The sequence below is a fragment of the Microbacterium sp. bgisy207 genome (assembly GCF_057706855.1).
This window is the reverse complement of sequence record NZ_JBYIPB010000002.1, coordinates 159511-175508: the sequence shown is the minus strand read 5'-3', so window position 1 is coordinate 175508 and position 15998 is coordinate 159511. Positions and strand designations below refer to the sequence as shown.

Genomic DNA, 15998 nt, shown 5'->3' with positions numbered 1-15998 from the left:
CACCGTCTGGATGCCCAACCCACACATTTCCGCATGAACCCACAGCATCCGGCGCCCGAAACCGGAGGGTTCGCGACGGATGCTGTGGGTTCGCGCCAGGGGGCGCGCGAGGATGCCGGCGGCGCGGCGCGCCGGGTCAGGTGAGGGATTCGCGACGCCACAGGGCCGCGCACGCGCTCAGATCGGATGCGTAGTCGCTCAGTCGCAGGGCTCGGGTCGTGAAGGCGGCGCTGCGGTCGGACTCGGTCGCGTCGTAATCGTCGGCGAGGTAGGTGGCGCCAGCGGCCTGCACACGGCAGAACGCGGCAGCGCGATCGAGGGCGACGGCAAAATCGCCCCGGAAAAGCCCCCGAAGGATCGTGTCGACGAGTGTCACGAGCTCGTCCGGGCTCGCGGGCACCGGCGCCCCGGCGATGAGCGCGTCGGCGGTCTCGAGCGCGGCGCGTCCGCGCTCATAGGTAAGCGCCGCGGTGAGCGGGTCGTCGTGGATCATGAGCTGCACCAGATACAGCCGCCACAACGCCCCGGGAAGGGTCTTGGCTGGCGAGCGGGACCACAACTCCGCGATGTCGTCGATGCCGTGCTCAGCAGTGAACGCCACGAGCCTTTCCACCACGGCCTCGTCGGGGTCGGCGCGAACGCGAGACAGCAGCGCCTGCGCCGTCGAATGGGCCACCCGGGATACTTCTGCGGGGTCTTCCGCCGCGAACAGCCGGTCGAACAGCTCCGCGGGTCTGCGCACGGGCTTGTGATAGGGCCGGGAGTCGTCAGTCACTCGCTCCAGGGTAGTCGCGACGGCCTCGGCTCAGGTCGGAATTGCAACGATCGCGTCGCCGGAAGGAACACCATCCGGCGACCCGCCCTGGGGTTCGACAGTGATCGCGATGACGTCCCCGGGCTCCATTTCGCCCTGCAGCAGCCACGTGTCCTGCTCGCCGCCGCTGGGGTCGAAGGCGCCCGCTGCGATCGGGACATCGTCCCGGATGAACCACAGTTCGAAGCTGCGGTCATCGGGGATCTGCGGCAGCCCGTCCGACACGATCACGGCCTTGCCGAGGGATTGCGACCAGTAGACCGTGGACTCTCCTTCGCCGCCCTCGATCTCGGCCGCCGCGGATTGGGCATCCGGCGCCGCCCGCACCTGCTCCAGCGCGAGGACGGCGTCGGACGGACGATTGAGCCAGTCGTTGACGCTCACGGCCGTGAACCCGAGCGCGACCAGCAGGACGAAGGATGCTGCGAGCGCGAACATGCTCCGCATCCACCGCGTTCGCGATCGCGTCTGGATCACACCGGTGTTCGGTCGCGGTTCAGCGCCGACAGGAACGGCATCCGTCTGTGGTGCCAGCGCGATGCGCGTAAGGATGTGGTGCCGAAGCTCTGCGGGCGGCTCGACCTCGGGCGTGTAGTCGGCGAGAGCGGCAGCCGTCTCGAGGTCGCGCTCGGCGATGCCTCGCCACTCCGGATGCATCGCGAGGGCGAGATCGAAGGTCTGTTGCTGCTCGGCGTCGAGGGCGCCCAACGCCGACGCCGCCGACAGCTCGGCGAACTCCTTCTCGTTCATGAGGCCACCCCCATCTCTGCTCTCAGGCGCGACAGTCCGTCACGCATCCGGGTTTTGATTGTTCCTAGCGGCGCTCCCACAAGCGCCGCGATCTCGCTCTGACTGTAACCCCCGAAATATGCGAGAGTCAGGGCCTCGCGCTGTGAGTCGGGAAGGGCGGCGAGAGCCTCTGTCACCCGTCGGCTCTCGATCCGCAGCTCCGCCTGCTCGGCGACCCCGTCGTGGGCGACGTCGATGTCACGGAACCCGATCCGGATGTCGCGTTCGACGCTCGCCTGCGACGACCGCACGCGGTCGACGGCTCGGCGGTGTGCGATCGTCAGCACCCAGGACCTGCCCTGTCCCTTGTTCGGAGCGAAGCGGGCGGCGGATTGCCACACTTCCAGGAACACTTCCTGGAGGACTTCCTCACTCTGGGAACGATCGACCAGAACCCGCAGGATAAGTCCGAAGACCCGCGCCGAAAGCATGTCGTAGAGGCTCGCGAACGCCTGCTGATCTCCACGCGCAGTGCGTTCGAGAAGCTCGGCGACGTGATCGACGGCATCCGTCCCGTCGTCTGGCACGTCCATGCCGTCGATCACCATGGATCCAGCATGCCGCATGATTTCCCATCCGATGTCGCCGCGCTTCCGAAGACCCCTGTGTACGCCGCACGTGCGGACGATCGAGAGCCCCGACGAGGCTCCGAATACACCGGAGGAACAATGCTGATCACCAAGAAGTCCCGCATCGCAGCCGGCGCCTCGCTGGCGTTCGTCGCCGCGTTCGCCCTGTCCGCCTGCTCCACCGCGAGCACGGAGGGCACGGATGACGAGATGGCCGAAACGCCGATGGCCGAAGAGACCGCACCCATGGACGACATGGAGGAGATGGACGCCGCCGCCTACCTCGTGGGACCGGGCTGCATGGAGTATGCCGAGGCTGTGCCTTCCGGGGCCGGATCGGTCGACGGCATGGCGATGGATCCCGTCGCCACGGCAGCATCCAACAACCCGCTGCTGACGACCCTCACGGCGGCCGTCAGCGGTCAGCTGAACCCCGACGTGAATCTGGTCGACACCCTCAACGGCGGCGAGTTCACCGTCTTCGCGCCCGTCGATGACGCCTTCGCGAAGATCGACCAGGCCACGATCGACACGCTGTCGACCGACTCAGCGCTACTGACCTCGATCCTCACCTACCACGTGGTTCCCGGTCAGATCCTGCCGGAGGACCTCCCCGGCACCCACGCGACCGTGCAGGGCGCCGACGTCGAGGTGACCGGCTCGGGCGACGAGCTCATGGTGAACGACGCCATGGTCATCTGCGGCGGGGTCCAGACCGCCAACGCGACCGTCTACCTCGTCGACACGGTGCTCATGCCTCCCATGTGAGCGCCGGTTGGCGATCCCCCAGGGTGGAGGGGTAGTGGAGCCGTCGGTGTCTTCGGATGCCGGCGGCTCCGCTGCGTCCGGCACTGCGCCTACGGATGCCAGTGGGCTGACTCAGTCCCCGGGTCGGCGCCACGTGACGCCAGGGAAGCGTGCGAAGTCTCCGTCGAAGGTCACGACCGTGGCGCGATTCTCGATCGCGAGGGCGGCAAGGTGCGCATCCGTCACGAGGTTCCCGCCGGTTCCGGTCACAGCGAGCAGGGAGCGCATCCGGTCGAGGTGTCCTGCCCCCGGCTCGGGGCTCACAACGCTCGGGCACCTCATCCACCGGTTGACGATGTCGAACGCGTCGTCGGGGTCGAGCGGATGCGGGAAGATGCGCGGACTGGTCGTGAAACGCACGAACGCCAGGGCGCACACCCACGGGATCGCCACGGTCTCGCTGGCGCTCAAGGCGCCGTCGAGCCACGCCTTGGCCTCCGTGTGGTGGCGGGCGTCAGCGTCCACGGCATAGAGGAGGACATTGGCATCGACCAGCTTCATTTGCCGAGTTCGTGCTTCTGCGCGATGGCCTCATCTTCGAGATCGGCCGCGAGAGCCAGAGCCCGATCTAGCGGAACGCGCGCCTGCCCGAGCTGACGAACGGGAGTCTCGAAGGGCGCAGCCGCGTCGGGTGCAAGCCCCGCAAGGATCGCCGAATTCACCGCATCCTTGAACGACAGCCCGCGCTCTCGCATGACCTTGCGCACAGCCTCCTCCGCGGCGGGGGTCAGGGTGATCGTCGTGCGCACGCGAGCATCATCTCATCCGAATCGATGATGCTTTGATGCGCGGGAGCGATCCGGAGATCTCGCTTCCGGGGCGCCGTCGAACGCCGAGCGCGCACGAAGTAGGCTGGGAGGCCTGGGGCCTGTAGCTCAGTCGGTAGAGCATCGGACTTTTAATCCGCGGGTCGAGGGTTCGAGCCCCTCCGGGCCCACCACAAAACCGAACTATTCCCGAATCACCCTCTGACCAGGGTGATTTCTTGCATCTCGGCGCCCGGTCGGTACATCACGGTTCATCCCGCCTGTACGCCCGATTCGCGGCCTGACCTCTGTTCTCTTTTTTCGAACCCCATGAGGGGTCTTGGCATCGGTACACGTTTCGGACGTTTGAGTCACCCCTGTCGGATGTACCGATGGTGTTGTAGCGCGCACAACCAAGAGCGTCCCGTCGATGACTCGCCGGCCGGGCTATTTGAATAGTTCGTCGCGCGTGTATCCCGCGTGATTGCGGCGGCTGTAGATCTGTATCAGCGCGACCGCCAGGGCACACACTGCTGCGGCGAGAGTCGTCTCGATCCAACCGAGCGGGAGAATGCTCGACCAGAAGATGCGGCCCGCGAGGAGTATGTAGAAGGCGCACACGAACATGAATGAGGCGTAGGCAAGTTCTCGGTGCAGCCCACGTGAACTCGCCCCGTCCGCGATCCCGCAGATGAGGCCAGACAAGAACCAGACGCCCCCGTACACCGCGGCAGCCCAGATCGTCGCCACTTCGTTCTGCTGCGCGACCGCACATGCCATTGCCGGCAAGAAAGCGATCGTCGTCAGCGTGTTCACGAGCATGAACCACTTGAGATTTGTGTTTCGAATCACGGCGAGGTTCATTTGGCGCCTCTTTCGATGATCGCCTGCACTTCAGCTGCGGCGAACGGAAGAATGTTCCGAGCAGCGAACGACTCGAGAACGGTTACCCCTAGCTCAGACAAGGAGAACAGGTTTCTCGGGGGACCATGGCGGGTCGGTTCCTGACGGCGATCCACGAGCCCGACATCCGCATGCCGACGTAGCTGCCGGTAGAGCACCTGCTCCGACGGACGATAAGTCCCGCCGCTCATCCGTTCAACGCCGTGCCGGATCATGGTCACATCCGAGGCCTCACGATCGAGAACTACGAACGTCCAGAACGTGAGGAGACCCTGCCGAAAAACGCTCTCCCAGCTCTCAAGTAGACCGGTAACGGACGGACGGTTATGCATGCCTAGTATTATACTCCCGATATAATTCATGTCAATAAGCGCGTGCCACTCAGGCCCGTGGGCAAGTACACACTGCTTCACGATCAGTGACACCTATGCTCAACCTGCCGATCCCACCTGCCTAGGACGGGCGCCGACCACGCGGACGAAGCTCCACACCAGCCGCCCGCAACTGCCGGGCAACCCGGTTCGGTCCCATCTGGTGCTGAGCTGCGAGTTCGGCCAGCGTCGCCCCCTGGGCATAAGCGTCCGCCAAGACCTGCTGCTCAGGCGTCACGATTCCGGATAGACGCTCGAGACCTTGTCTTCGCACGATCTCGTGCAACGTCGAGCGGTGCACGTCGAGCTTCCGCGCCCACTCCCGAACGTTGCCACCACGGCGATACGCTTCACAGAACTCGGCAATCTCGGCAGACGTGAGCCGCTTGGCCTGGCGCGGAACCAGTCGCTCCGTGACGGCCCGCACCTCTGTTAGAACAGCCAATTTACGGAAGCGAGCCGCGTCCACCGATTTTCTCGAGTACGCGTTCACGAGCCCCACCATGTCAGCGTTACTCGAAAAATCGCCAGAAGGGCGTTTCCGGGGATCCCGGCGATGATCATCTCGGGGGCACAGCCGACACACGCAGGACGTACTGACTGACGTCTCGGTCCATCGGCAGTTCGAACGTTCGCGGCGCGGAGTCCGCGGTGCATTCGCCTGCGATACCCCATGCAGTCAGTTCGACGGAAATGACCATCTGCTCATCGTCTATCGAGTCGGCCGCCGGCACCCAGGGGCAGCTCCCCGACCCCACTGTGGTGATCACAAGCACAGGTCCGTGCGCTATCGCCGTCATGCCTTCAGGGGGTCGCCAATCAGGTCGAGAGGCGTTCCGGTCAGTGTCGGGTTGCCAAAATACCCAGGCGCCTCGGCCGGAGGAGCCGGTCGGTGATCGGCGGTCGAACACGCGCCCAGCAGGAGGGCAGCCATGAGGACACCGGATAGTCCGACGGTTCTGAACACGTACGCGACTTTACGGCTACCCCCGTTGCCGGAAACCCTCTCTCGCGCAGACTCAACCGGCGCGGGTGCCCTCTCAGCACCTCGGTCACTCGACCTCGACGTGATCTCCCACACGGATGACTCCGCCGCCTTCGACGGGAAGCAGCAGGACGCCGAGGGTAGGTGCGGCCTGATCGAACTGCGTCGTCAGGATGCGCAGCAGGTTCGCATCCCGCTCCCCGCTGTCGGGATTGGCCATGATGGCGGTGCAGCGCCGGATGGGTTCCGACACCACGAAACGCACCGCGCCGATCCTCACGACCCCACCCCAGGTGAGCTCGTCCCAAGCAGGCACACCCGAGACGACGATGTTCGATCGGAACCGGCGATCGTCGACCGGGACGTCGACGAGACTGTCGATCGCAGCGACGGATGCTGACGTGTGAAGCGAGATGTAGCCGCGAGCGCGGTCCTGGAACCGGGCATTCGCGCCGTCGCCGACCAGCCGCAGTGGGAGCCGCCCCGCACCGCGCAGCCTGCGCGCATCCGGACCGGCGGTCACGGCATCCGTCACCGCCGCCTCGATCTCGCGCCGACCGTCGGGGTCGAGCCCCGCGTCGACGAGCACGCGGGAGCCGTCCGTGATGCGCAGCCGACGGCTTTCTGCGTCGTAGGCCAGGCGAAGTCGGGCCAGCGAGGGCACATCCATGAGCGCGAGTCCCTGACTCTTGGGCCAGTGGTCGAGGCCGTCGACGCGCTCGGGCTCGACGGCGCTCGCGAACCGGAATGCGAGGACCCGATCGCCCTCGATCCGCCCATCGGGCTGCACGACCAGCTCGTCGCGCTCCTCCGGCGTGAAGCCCTTCACGGGATACCGGAACAGTGCCGCGACAGTCCCCATGCACACATCGTCGCACGCCCTCCGCGACGACAATCGAATAGACTGCGATCGATGGATGCTGGAACGGATGCCGCGCTCACGTCGCTGGGGGACCCGACGCGCGCCCGCATCCTGCACCTCATGCGCACCTCGCCCGACGGCAGAGTGCTCGTGGGGCGCCTTGCCACCGAGCTGGGACTGCGGCAACCGACCGTGAGCCACCACATGAAGACGCTCCTGACCGACGGGATCGTGGTCCGCGAACCCGAGGGCCGTCAGGTCTGGTACTCGGTCGCACCGGATGCCGAGCAGCGGGTCGACGCGATTCTCGGGCGCCCGCGCGAGACGGCAGCCGTCGACCTGGATCGGATCGTCGACGATCTCACAACACGCTTCGACGGTCGCATTGATCCGACAGAGATCCGCGAGGTCGTCGCCGACAGTCATGAGCGCCTCGCCGCGGGAGGCTCCGCGCTGCTGGCGTCACGGACGTTCTCGTTCGCCGCGAGCAGACTCGAGGCGATCGCTCGCTCGTCGGCGCCCGCCATCGACGCCGACACCCCACCGAGCGTCCTGTTCGTGTGCGTCCAGAACGCGGGCAGGTCACAGTTGGCAGCCGGGATCCTGCGGCATCTCGCCGGAGATGCCGTGACCGTGCGCACGGCAGGGTCGGCCCCGACCGCCGAGGTGCGCTCGACCATCGTGACGGCGCTCGACGAGATCGGCGTCACGATCGGCGATGAGTTCCCCAAGCCCTTGACCGACGAGGCCGTCCGCGCCGCGGATGTCGTCATCACGATGGGATGCGGGGACGCGTGCCCGGTCTACCCGGGGCGCCGGTACCTCGACTGGGACCTCGAAGACCCCGTCGGCAAACCCCTCGCGGCCGTGCGCGGCATCCGCGACGACATCGAACGACGCGTGCGCGGGTTGCTCGCCGATCTGCGCGGCCCGGTCGCGCGCCACGGATGACGACACTCGAGTGACAAATCAATAGATCGTGGTCTATGCTTTTCTCGAAGCCCTCGAGAAAGGTGACCCCATGAGTGTCAAGCCCACCGTCCTGTTCGTCTGCGTCCACAACGCCGGCCGGTCCCAGATGGCCGCTGGGTACCTCGAGGCACTCTCGGGCGGCCAGATCGAGGTGCGCTCGGCCGGCTCCCAGCCCAAGGATCAGATCAACCCCGTCGCCGTCCAGGCGATGGCCGAAGAGGGCATCGACATCGCGGGCAACACCCCGAAGGTCTTGACGGTTCAGGCGGTGCAGGAATCCGACGTCGTCATCACGATGGGATGCGGGGACGCCTGCCCCATCTACCCCGGCAAGCGCTACGAGGACTGGCAGCTCGACGACCCGGCCGGCCAGGGCATCGAGAGCGTGCGCATCATCCGCGACGACATTCGCGGGCGCGTGGAGAACCTCATCGCCGAGCTGGTCCCGGCAGGAGAACGGGCATGAGCGCCGGACGTGGGCAGGATCCGCTGCTTTCGGTCGAGGCGACCCTGCGTCGCGCGACGCAGCGACTGGCCCACCAGTTCGCGGGCATCGTGAACGAAGAGACCGTCGAGCGGGTCGTGTTCGAGTCGTACACGGCGCTTGCCCGCACCGCGCGGGTGGACACCCACCTGGCGAGCCTGGCCGAGAAGTTCGCGCGCGACCGCCTGACCGCGCTCGCCCAGTCCAAGGGCCTCATTGCCAAGCCGGCGCCGGAGGTGCTGTATGTGTGCGTGCAGAACTCGGGACGTTCGCAGATGGCCGCTGCGCTCACCCGCGCCATCGCCGGCGATCGTGTTCACGTCCGCTCCGCCGGATCGCAGCCGGGGGTGTCGATCCTGCCGAGTGTCGTCACGGTGCTCGAAGAGATCGGCATCAACGTCGACGAGGAGTTCCCCAAGCCCTTGACCGACGATGTCGTGCGCGCGGCGGACGCTGTCATCACGATGGGCTGCGGGGACGCGTGCCCGGTCTATCCGGGTAAGCGCTACCTCGACTGGGAGCTCACGGATCCGGCGGGGCTCGACCTGGATGGTGTCCGCGAAGTCCGGGACGAGATCCGACGCCGCGTCGAAACGCTCGTCACCGAGCTCGTCGGCTGATCGGCCCCCGCACCGTGCACCCCGCTCCTCTGCTTCGCCGCGCTTTCGCGGAGTTCCTCGGTACCGGACTGCTCGTCGCGGTCGTCGTCGGCTCGGGCATCATGGCGACCCGCCTGTCCGAGGATGTCGGCATCCAGTTGCTCGCGAACAGCATCGCGACAGCCCTGGGCCTGGCCGTGCTGATCCTGATGCTCGGGCCCGTCTCGGGCGCCCACTTCAACCCCGCCGTCTCGTTCGTGGACTGGCTGCTCGGCCGACGCCGCCGGGTCGGTCTATCGGCACCGACTCTCGCGGTGTACGTGATCGCGCAGATCGCGGGCGCCATCGGCGGGGCCGTCCTCGCGAACCTCATGTTCGACGTCCCGACGAGCCTGTCGACGACCGATCGTGCAACCCCGGCTACGCTCCTGGCCGAGGTCGTCGCGACGTTCGGGCTGATCCTGCTGATCGTGGCACTCGCGCGCACCGGCCGGGGGGCTGCAGCGGCTCCGGCCGTGGGCGCGTACATCGGTGCCGCGTATTGGTTCACCAGTTCGACATCGTTTGCCAACCCTGCCGTCACCGTCGGGCGCCTCTTCAGCGATACGTTTGCGGGAATCGGGGCGTCGTCGGTGCTGCCGTTCATCGGTGCGCAGCTGGTCGGAGCCGCGATCGCGGTGTTCGCGGCGATGCTGCTGTTCCCCCACGTCACGGATGCCGCCGAAGAGATCGTCATCCCGCAGCTGGACGCTGAGAGCCGCTGAAACCGACCCGACCCTGACCCTTCACCACCAGGAGCACCATGCATATCGTCGTGGTCGGCGGCAGCGATGCCGGAATCTCCGCCGCCTTGCGGGCGCGAGAACTGGACGCCGGTGCCGAGGTGACCGTGGTGGTCGCCGACAGCTATCCCAACTACTCGATCTGCGGCATCCCCTACTACTTCTCCGGTGATGTCTCACCGTGGCAAAGTCTCGCGCACCGGACGCACGCCGATCTGGAAGCGACAGGGATGGCGCTGCGCCTGGACACCCTGGCCACGCGCATCGACACGGCAGCGCGGCGTCTCTCGGTGCGCGACACGGAGGGCGGCGAGTCCGAGATCGCGTACGACGAACTGATCGTCGGCACGGGGGCGCTCCCCTCGCGCGCCGGGATCGACGGGCTCGAAGAGCTCGGCCCGGCTGACGGCGTGCACGTCATCCACTCGATGGGCGACACATTCGCGCTCGAACGCGACCTGCAGGAGCGCCAGCCGCGCACTGCCATCATCATCGGCGCCGGATACGTCGGACTCGAGATGGCCGAGGGCTTCGCGGCGCGCGGGATGGCGGTGACCCAGCTGCAGCGAGGACCCGAGGTGCTCTCGACGCTTGACCCGGAGCTGGCGTCGATCGTGCACGATGAGCTGGTCGCTCACGGGGTGACCGTCCACACCCGCACGATCGTGCGCAGCGTCGAGCGCACCGGTGCGGCACTGCGCGTACATGCCACGGTCGACGGTGAAGCGGTCAGCCACGACGCCGACGTCATCCTGCTGGTCGTCGGAGTGCGACCGATCACGGCGCTGCTCGAGCAGGCCGGTGCGCGATTGGGCGCCGGGCGCGCGGTCGTGGTCGACGAGTCCATGAGAACCGGGATTCCGCACGTGTTCGCTGCCGGTGACGGCGTCATCACGCATCACCGCCTGCTGGGCGAGACGTACCTTCCGCTGGGCACCACGGCGCACAAGCAGGGGCGGATCGCGGGCGAGAACGCGCTGGGCGGCGCGGCGCGATTTGCCGGTTCCGTCGGCACCCAGGTCGTCAAGGTGTTCGACGTTGTCGCGGCGCGCACGGGACTTCGCGACCACGAGGCCCGCGCCGCGGGCTTCGAGCCGGCAACTGTCGCCGCTGTCGCCGACGACCACAAGCGCTATTACCCCGGTGCGCAGCCGATCAGCATCCGGGTGACCGGCGACAGCGCGACGGGTCGGCTGCTCGGCGCACAACTGGTCGGGCGGCTGGGCACCGAGACCGCCAAGCGCGTCGACACGTACGCGACCGCGCTGTACGCGGGACTCTCGGTCGCGCAGGTCAGCGAGCTGGACCTCTCTTACACGCCGCCGCTGGGCTCACCGTGGGACGCCGTACAGGTGGCGGCCCAGGCCTGGGAGCGCCACCACACCCCCACCCCGCTCGAGGAGACGCCATGACCACCGTCCTGTTCATCTGCCAGCACAACGCCGGACGCTCCCAGCTGGGTGCCCACCTCATGAACCATGTCGCACCCGAGGGCGTCGTGGCCACCAGCGCGGGCCTCTCCCCCGCCGCGAGCATCAACCCCGCGATCGCCGCGACCCTCGCCGAGCTCGGCATCGACACCTCCGCGGCCGTACCCCGCGCTGTGACTGCCGAGGACCTCGCGGGCGCCGACGTCGTCGTCACGATGAAGCCGGGCCTGGCCCTGCCCGGGCCGGTCGCCGGAGAGCTCATCGAGTGGCAGTTCCCCGACCCCGCCAACTGGGATGCCGATGGGGCACGCGGGCTGCGCGAGGATGTTCTGCGCAGCGTGCGCGAGCTCGCCGCTCGCCTCTGACCGTTCAGCGCACCCGACGTCGGCGGTTCACCCCTACGAACGGCGCGCCCCGTAGACTCCGCCCGTGACCGCGGACGAGCCAGACACGACCTCCTCCGCATCCGTCGCGGCACGCGGGTCGGTGTGGGAGGTCTTCTGGGCGTTCCTGCGGCTGGGCGTGACCTCCTTCGGCGGGCCCATCGCTCACCTGGGCTATTTCCGCGATGACCTCGTGGCGCGCCGACGGTGGATGACCGACAAGGCATATGCCGATCTGGTCGCGCTGTGCCAGTTCCTGCCCGGGCCCGCCTCGAGCCAGGTCGGCTTCGCGATGGGCTTGCACCGCGCCGGCGCGCTCGGCGCGGTCGCGGCGTTCCTTGCTTTCACGCTGCCCTCGGCGATCCTCATGGTCGCTTTCGCGTTCGGGGCGGCGCTGTTCGAGGGAGTCATCGGCGAGGGCCTGCTGACCGGCCTCAAGATCGTCGCGGTGGCCATCGTTGCGCAGGCGGTCTGGGGCATGGCCAGGACCCTCACGCCTGATGCGCGCCGCGCCTCGGTCGCCGTCGTCGCCGCAGTCATCGCTCTGCTCCTGGCCGGATCGATCGGTCAGGTGCTCGCGATCGTGCTCGGCGCCCTGGCCGGCCTGATCCTGTGCCGTTCGCAGCCGGTCGCCGGCCTCGGCGACACCGGGCTGACGCGCTTCCCGGTGTCTCGGCGTGTCGGTGTCGTCAGCCTCTCAGCCTTCGTCGTCATCCTTCTCGGGATGCCGGTTCTCGCCGCGCTCACCGGCAACGGGTCGCTCTCCGTGTTCGACACCTTCTTCCGTGCCGGCGCCCTCGTCTTCGGCGGCGGACACGTCGTGCTCCCGCTCTTGCAGGCAGGAGTTGTCGAGACGGGGTGGGTGACGCCAGAGCAGTTCCTCGCGGGCTACGGTGCAGTCCAGGCGATGCCGGGCCCGCTCTTCACATTCGCGGCCTACCTCGGCACGCTCGCGACAGTCGGCCCCGGCGGCGTGCTCGGCGCCGCGGTCGCGCTGACCGCGATCTTCCTGCCGGGCTTTCTCCTGCTGGTCGGCGTTCTCCCCTTCTGGAATGCGCTGCAGACCCGGACCTGGATGCAGGCACTCATGCGGGGGGCAAACGCCGCCGTGGTCGGCATCCTGGGGGCGGCTCTTTACGATCCGCTGTTCACGACCTCGATCATCGGACCAGGATCATTCAGCCTGGCCCTCGCGTGCTTCGTGCTGCTGATCTCCTGGCGATTGCCGCCGTGGGCCGTGGTACTGGTGGGCGGTGCCGGCGGCATCCTGCTGGCGGCTCTCGGCGCCCACTGATCTGTCCACGCAGATACCGGCAGGTCATGCAACCCCCGCCCCTGCCCGCTGCGGCGGGCATACGATGACGCTATGCCGTACATCCTCGCGATCGTGATCCTCGCCGTCGTCGCTGCGGTCGGGGTGTCGTGGCGGTTTCTGACCGCGGATGAGCGCACGAAGCCCCATAACGACATGCTTCGGGCGGGCCAGAGCCCTGACATCACCCCGAACGATGCAGCGCTGCGCGCGCAGGGCAAGGCGGCCTGGACGAGGATGTCGGGCGGCGCCTGATCAGACCGAGATCTCGACCAGCTGCGCGCCGGCGTACGCAACCTCAGCGAGCGCTGCCTCGCTCGACTCCGCGGCGACCCCGGCGACCAGGTTCGTGATCACGCGCACGCGACGCCCGTGCGCGATCGCGTCGAGCACCGAGGCGCGCACGCAGTAGTCGGTGGCGATTCCGGCGACATCGACCTCAAGGATCCCGTGGGCCGTGAGCAGATCCGACACTTTCGCCCCGTCATCCGTCGTGCCTTCGAACAGGGAGTAGGCCGGTTCGCCCTGGCCCTTCTTCACATGGTGGGTGACGGATGCCGTATCGAACGCGGGATCATACTCGGCACCCTCCGTCCCGCTGACGCAGTGCACCGGCCAGGTGTCGACGAAGTCCGGTTCGGGATGGAAATGCCCGCCGTTGTCGTGGTCGGGATGGTGCCAGTCGCGTGAGGCGACGATGATGTCGTACTCCTCGGCGTGCGTGACGAGGTACCGCGAGATCCGTTCGGCCACGGCGTCCCCACCCTCGACACCGAGCGCCCCACCCTCGGTGAAGTCGTTCTGGACGTCGACGATGAACAGTGCCCTACCCATACCCCGAGGCTACGCCCGTTCACGCGCCGTCGGAATGCCGTCCGCGCTCCCGGAGCGCCCGCCGGCTCACCGGCTGTGCGTCTCCGTCCGCGTGCGTCGCCCCGACCAGCTCGGGGGCCGGCGCGCGCGGATCGGTCGCCGTCCCGCGCACCTCGGGACCGTTTCGCCAGAGCTTCGACGGCCACCAGATCGCCCGTCCGATGTCGTACGAGAGCGCCGGCACGAGAAGCGAGCGAACGACGAAAGTGTCCAGGAGCACGCCGAAGGCGACGATGAACGCGAGCTGAGCCAGGAACAGGATCGGAATCACCCCGAGCGCCGCGAAGGTCGCCGCCAGGACCAGACCGGCTGACGTGATCACCCCGCCCGTCGCGACGAGCCCACGCAGGATGCCGCGCCGCGTACCGTGCACCAGCGACTCCTCGCGCACCCGGGACATCAAGAAGATGTTGTAGTCGACACCCAGGGCGACCAGGAAGACGAACCCGTAGAGGGGGACCGCGGGATCGGCACCCGGGAACTGGAAGACATAGTCGAACACGAGCGCGCTGACGCCCAGAGCCGAACCGAACGATACGACGACGGTGAGGATCAGCAACACGGGCGCCAGGACCGAACGCAGCAGCAGCATCAGGATCAGAAGGATGACCACGAGCACGATCGGGATGATGACCGTGCGGTCGCGGATCGAGGTGTCGTTGGAGTCGACATCCGTCGCCGTGACTCCCCCGACCAGAGCGACGCCCTCGCCGAGGTCCTCGGTGAATGCGACGCGGAGCTCACGCACGGTCTGCTCCGCCTCGATGGAGTCCGCGGCATCCGTGAGCGTCGCGATCACCAGCACGTCCCCGTCGGAGGTGGTGGGGGTCGGAGCGGGCGTGCCCGGGGGCCCGACGGCGGTGAACACCGGCTCCCCGTCTTCGACAGCGACAGGCGCCTGCCCGCTCAGCGAGTCCTCCGACGCGACCGAGACGGAGTCGATCCCGTCGTTGTCCTCGAGCACGGTGACGACTGCCGCCAGCTCCCCCTCGGGCACGATGACGTAGACCGGGCTGCCCGAGCCCGCGGGGAAGTGTTCGGCGAGGACCTCCTGGCCGTCTCGCGCTTCCGAGTACCCCAGCACGAGATCGCTCGAGGCGACCCCGTCGGCTTTGAACTGCGTCACGCCGAGCGCGGCGACCAGGAGCGCGACGGTGGTGATGATCCAGACAGGGCGCGAACGGCGCGCGATGAGCCGCGCCTGCCGCGGCCAGAATCCCTTGACGGGCTGCGTGAAATCGTCGGGGAGCTCCGTGAGCCCGCGCTTCGGGATGAACGGCCAGAATGCGACGCGTCCGAACAGAGCGAGCAGCGCAGGAAGGAACGTCAGTGCCGACAGCATCGCGAAAGCGATCCCGATCGACGCGATCGGGCCGAGTGCTCGGTTGGTGGCAAGATCCGACAGCAGCAGGATGAGCAAGCCGGCGATCACCGTGCCACCGGAGGCGAGGATCGGCTCGAAGGAGCCCTTCCATGCGCGGAGGGTCGCGGTCCAGCGCGGCTCGCCCTCGCCGATGGCTTCTCGGAATCTGGCCACGTAGAGGAGGGCGTAGTCGGTCGCGGCGCCGATCACGAGGATGAACAGGATGCCCTGCACCTGCCCGTTGAGAACGAACACGCCGGCGAACGCGAGCCACCACACCACGAGAAGCGCGACAGTCAACGCGAACGTCGAGGTCATGAGAACGAGGATCGGAAGCAGCGGCGACCGGTAGACGATCACCAGGATGACGAAGACGGCGACGAGGGCGACGACCAGGAGCAGACCGTCGATGCCGAGGAAGCCCTTGACCAGGTCCGAGGTGAATCCTGCCGGGCCCGTCACCCAGCCTTCCAGCGGCGCCTGCAGTTCCTCGACCACCAACGCTCGAATCTCTTCGACGACGTCACGTACCTCACCGGAGGAGTCGATCGGAATGAAGACCTGCACGGCTTCGCCGTCTTCTGAGACGACCGGTGGCGACACCCCATCCAGGACGCCCTCGATGCCGGCGATCTCGTCGACCACCGTCTGGACCTCCGCGATCTGATCGTCCGTGAGATCGCCGTCGCCGGTGACGACGAGCACAGCGGGAATCGCCTCGTCGCCGAGGAAGTCCGGAAGTCGCTCGGCAACCCGTGTCGCATCGGCGCTCTCGGGAAGGAAGCTCGACTGATCGTTGCTGGCAACCTCGTCGACCTTGCCGAAGTAGGGGCCCCCGACGGAGCCGACCCCCACCCAGATGAGCACCAGGAGCGCAGGGATACCGATCCGCAACCACCGGGAGGGACGAAGACGCTCTTTCGCAGAAGGCATATCGCTAGTTTATCTAGCAAT

20 protein-coding genes and 1 tRNA gene are annotated in these 15998 nt (G+C 67.5%); 10 read left to right on the top strand and 11 right to left on the bottom strand.

Features of this window, described 5'->3' with window-relative positions; all coding sequences use genetic code 11:
* Window positions 1-136: 136 nt before the first annotated feature.
* Genes AC3ENO_RS02510 through sigK form a run of 3 tightly spaced genes read right to left on the bottom strand, consistent with a single transcriptional unit; the run spans window position 137 to window position 2151 of the window.
* Entirely contained in the window at window positions 137-775 is a 639-nt protein-coding gene (locus tag AC3ENO_RS02510; RefSeq protein WP_434969031.1) for a DNA-directed RNA polymerase subunit beta, read from the bottom strand.
* Between the two features lie 30 nt (window positions 776-805).
* Entirely contained in the window at window positions 806-1564 is a 759-nt protein-coding gene (locus tag AC3ENO_RS02505; protein ID WP_434969029.1) for an anti-sigma factor, read from the bottom strand.
* Window positions 1561-2151 carry an ECF RNA polymerase sigma factor SigK gene (gene sigK, locus AC3ENO_RS02500; protein WP_434969028.1) on the bottom strand — a complete coding sequence of 197 codons (591 nt, stop codon included), beginning with the start codon at window positions 2149-2151 and terminating at the stop codon, window positions 1561-1563. Before sigK ends, AC3ENO_RS02505 begins: the two co-directional genes overlap by 4 nt.
* Before the next feature lie 120 nt (window positions 2152-2271).
* On the opposite strand from sigK, the gene AC3ENO_RS02495 reads away from it, so the two are divergent.
* The gene (locus AC3ENO_RS02495; RefSeq protein ID WP_434969026.1) at window positions 2272-2940 is read left to right on the top strand and encodes a fasciclin domain-containing protein; all 669 of its coding nucleotides are present in this window, start codon (window positions 2272-2274) and stop codon (window positions 2938-2940) included.
* Between the two features lie 111 nt (window positions 2941-3051).
* Here the strand turns inward: AC3ENO_RS02495 and AC3ENO_RS02490 are convergent, their stop codons facing one another.
* Entirely contained in the window at window positions 3052-3480 is a 429-nt protein-coding gene (locus AC3ENO_RS02490; RefSeq protein ID WP_434969025.1) for a type II toxin-antitoxin system VapC family toxin, read from the bottom strand.
* Window positions 3477-3728, bottom strand: a complete 252-nt coding sequence (locus AC3ENO_RS02485; RefSeq protein ID WP_434969024.1) for an antitoxin — start codon at window positions 3726-3728, stop codon at window positions 3477-3479. The genes AC3ENO_RS02490 and AC3ENO_RS02485 overlap by 4 nt, the downstream gene beginning before the upstream one ends.
* A gap of 115 nt (window positions 3729-3843) precedes the next feature.
* On the opposite strand from AC3ENO_RS02485, the gene AC3ENO_RS02480 reads away from it, so the two are divergent.
* Window positions 3844-3919 (top strand) — tRNA-Lys (locus AC3ENO_RS02480).
* A gap of 253 nt (window positions 3920-4172) precedes the next feature.
* Here AC3ENO_RS02480 and AC3ENO_RS02475 read toward each other — a convergent pair.
* The 4 genes from AC3ENO_RS02475 to AC3ENO_RS02460 form a co-directional block, all read right to left on the bottom strand.
* Window positions 4173-4577, bottom strand: coding sequence for a hypothetical protein (locus AC3ENO_RS02475; protein WP_434969023.1), 405 nt, complete (start codon window positions 4575-4577; stop codon window positions 4173-4175).
* Between the two features lie 8 nt (window positions 4578-4585).
* Window positions 4586-4960, bottom strand: coding sequence for a PadR family transcriptional regulator (locus AC3ENO_RS02470; RefSeq protein WP_434969022.1), 375 nt, complete (start codon window positions 4958-4960; stop codon window positions 4586-4588).
* A 121-nt stretch (window positions 4961-5081) separates the two neighbouring features.
* A complete protein-coding gene (locus AC3ENO_RS02465) occupies window positions 5082-5492 on the bottom strand; it encodes a hypothetical protein (RefSeq protein WP_488185755.1) in 411 nt (136 codons plus the stop codon).
* Between the two features lie 559 nt (window positions 5493-6051).
* Window positions 6052-6846: an MOSC domain-containing protein gene (locus AC3ENO_RS02460; RefSeq protein ID WP_434969020.1), complete on the bottom strand. Its 795-nt coding sequence runs from the start codon at window positions 6844-6846 to the stop codon at window positions 6052-6054.
* Window positions 6847-6897: 51 nt separating this feature from the next.
* Here AC3ENO_RS02460 and AC3ENO_RS02455 point away from each other — a divergent pair, with 51 nt between their 5' ends.
* The 8 genes from AC3ENO_RS02455 (at window position 6898) to AC3ENO_RS02420 (ending at window position 13063) form a co-directional block, all read left to right on the top strand.
* Window positions 6898-7797, top strand: a complete 900-nt coding sequence (locus AC3ENO_RS02455) for a metalloregulator ArsR/SmtB family transcription factor (RefSeq protein WP_434969019.1) — start codon at window positions 6898-6900, stop codon at window positions 7795-7797.
* Window positions 7798-7867: 70 nt separating this feature from the next.
* Window positions 7868-8284 carry an arsenate reductase ArsC gene (locus AC3ENO_RS02450; RefSeq protein ID WP_434969018.1) on the top strand — a complete coding sequence of 139 codons (417 nt, stop codon included), beginning with the start codon at window positions 7868-7870 and terminating at the stop codon, window positions 8282-8284.
* Complete coding sequence (locus AC3ENO_RS02445) at window positions 8281-8922, top strand: arsenate reductase ArsC (protein ID WP_434969017.1); 642 nt, start codon at window positions 8281-8283, stop codon at window positions 8920-8922. The genes AC3ENO_RS02450 and AC3ENO_RS02445 overlap by 4 nt, the downstream gene beginning before the upstream one ends.
* 14 nt (window positions 8923-8936) lie before the next feature.
* Entirely contained in the window at window positions 8937-9665 is a 729-nt protein-coding gene (locus AC3ENO_RS02440) for an aquaporin (protein WP_434969016.1), read from the top strand.
* 38 nt (window positions 9666-9703) lie between these two features.
* The gene (locus tag AC3ENO_RS02435; RefSeq protein ID WP_434969015.1) at window positions 9704-11095 is read left to right on the top strand and encodes an FAD-dependent oxidoreductase; all 1392 of its coding nucleotides are present in this window, start codon (window positions 9704-9706) and stop codon (window positions 11093-11095) included.
* Window positions 11092-11478 carry an arsenate-mycothiol transferase ArsC gene (locus AC3ENO_RS02430; protein ID WP_434969013.1) on the top strand — a complete coding sequence of 129 codons (387 nt, stop codon included), beginning with the start codon at window positions 11092-11094 and terminating at the stop codon, window positions 11476-11478. Before AC3ENO_RS02435 ends, AC3ENO_RS02430 begins: the two co-directional genes overlap by 4 nt.
* 64 nt (window positions 11479-11542) lie before the next feature.
* Window positions 11543-12790, top strand: coding sequence for a chromate efflux transporter (chrA, locus tag AC3ENO_RS02425; protein WP_434969012.1), 1248 nt, complete (start codon window positions 11543-11545; stop codon window positions 12788-12790).
* Between the two features lie 72 nt (window positions 12791-12862).
* Window positions 12863-13063 carry a hypothetical protein gene (locus AC3ENO_RS02420; protein ID WP_434969010.1) on the top strand — a complete coding sequence of 67 codons (201 nt, stop codon included), beginning with the start codon at window positions 12863-12865 and terminating at the stop codon, window positions 13061-13063.
* Here AC3ENO_RS02420 and AC3ENO_RS02415 read toward each other — a convergent pair whose 3' ends face one another.
* Window positions 13064-13642 carry an isochorismatase family protein gene (locus tag AC3ENO_RS02415; protein ID WP_434969009.1) on the bottom strand — a complete coding sequence of 193 codons (579 nt, stop codon included), beginning with the start codon at window positions 13640-13642 and terminating at the stop codon, window positions 13064-13066. It abuts the gene before it with no gap.
* Between the two features lie 19 nt (window positions 13643-13661).
* On the bottom strand, window positions 13662-15977 hold the full coding sequence (locus AC3ENO_RS02410) for an MMPL family transporter (protein ID WP_434969008.1): 2316 nt from the start codon (window positions 15975-15977) through the stop codon (window positions 13662-13664).
* Window positions 15978-15998: the final 21 nt, after the last annotated feature.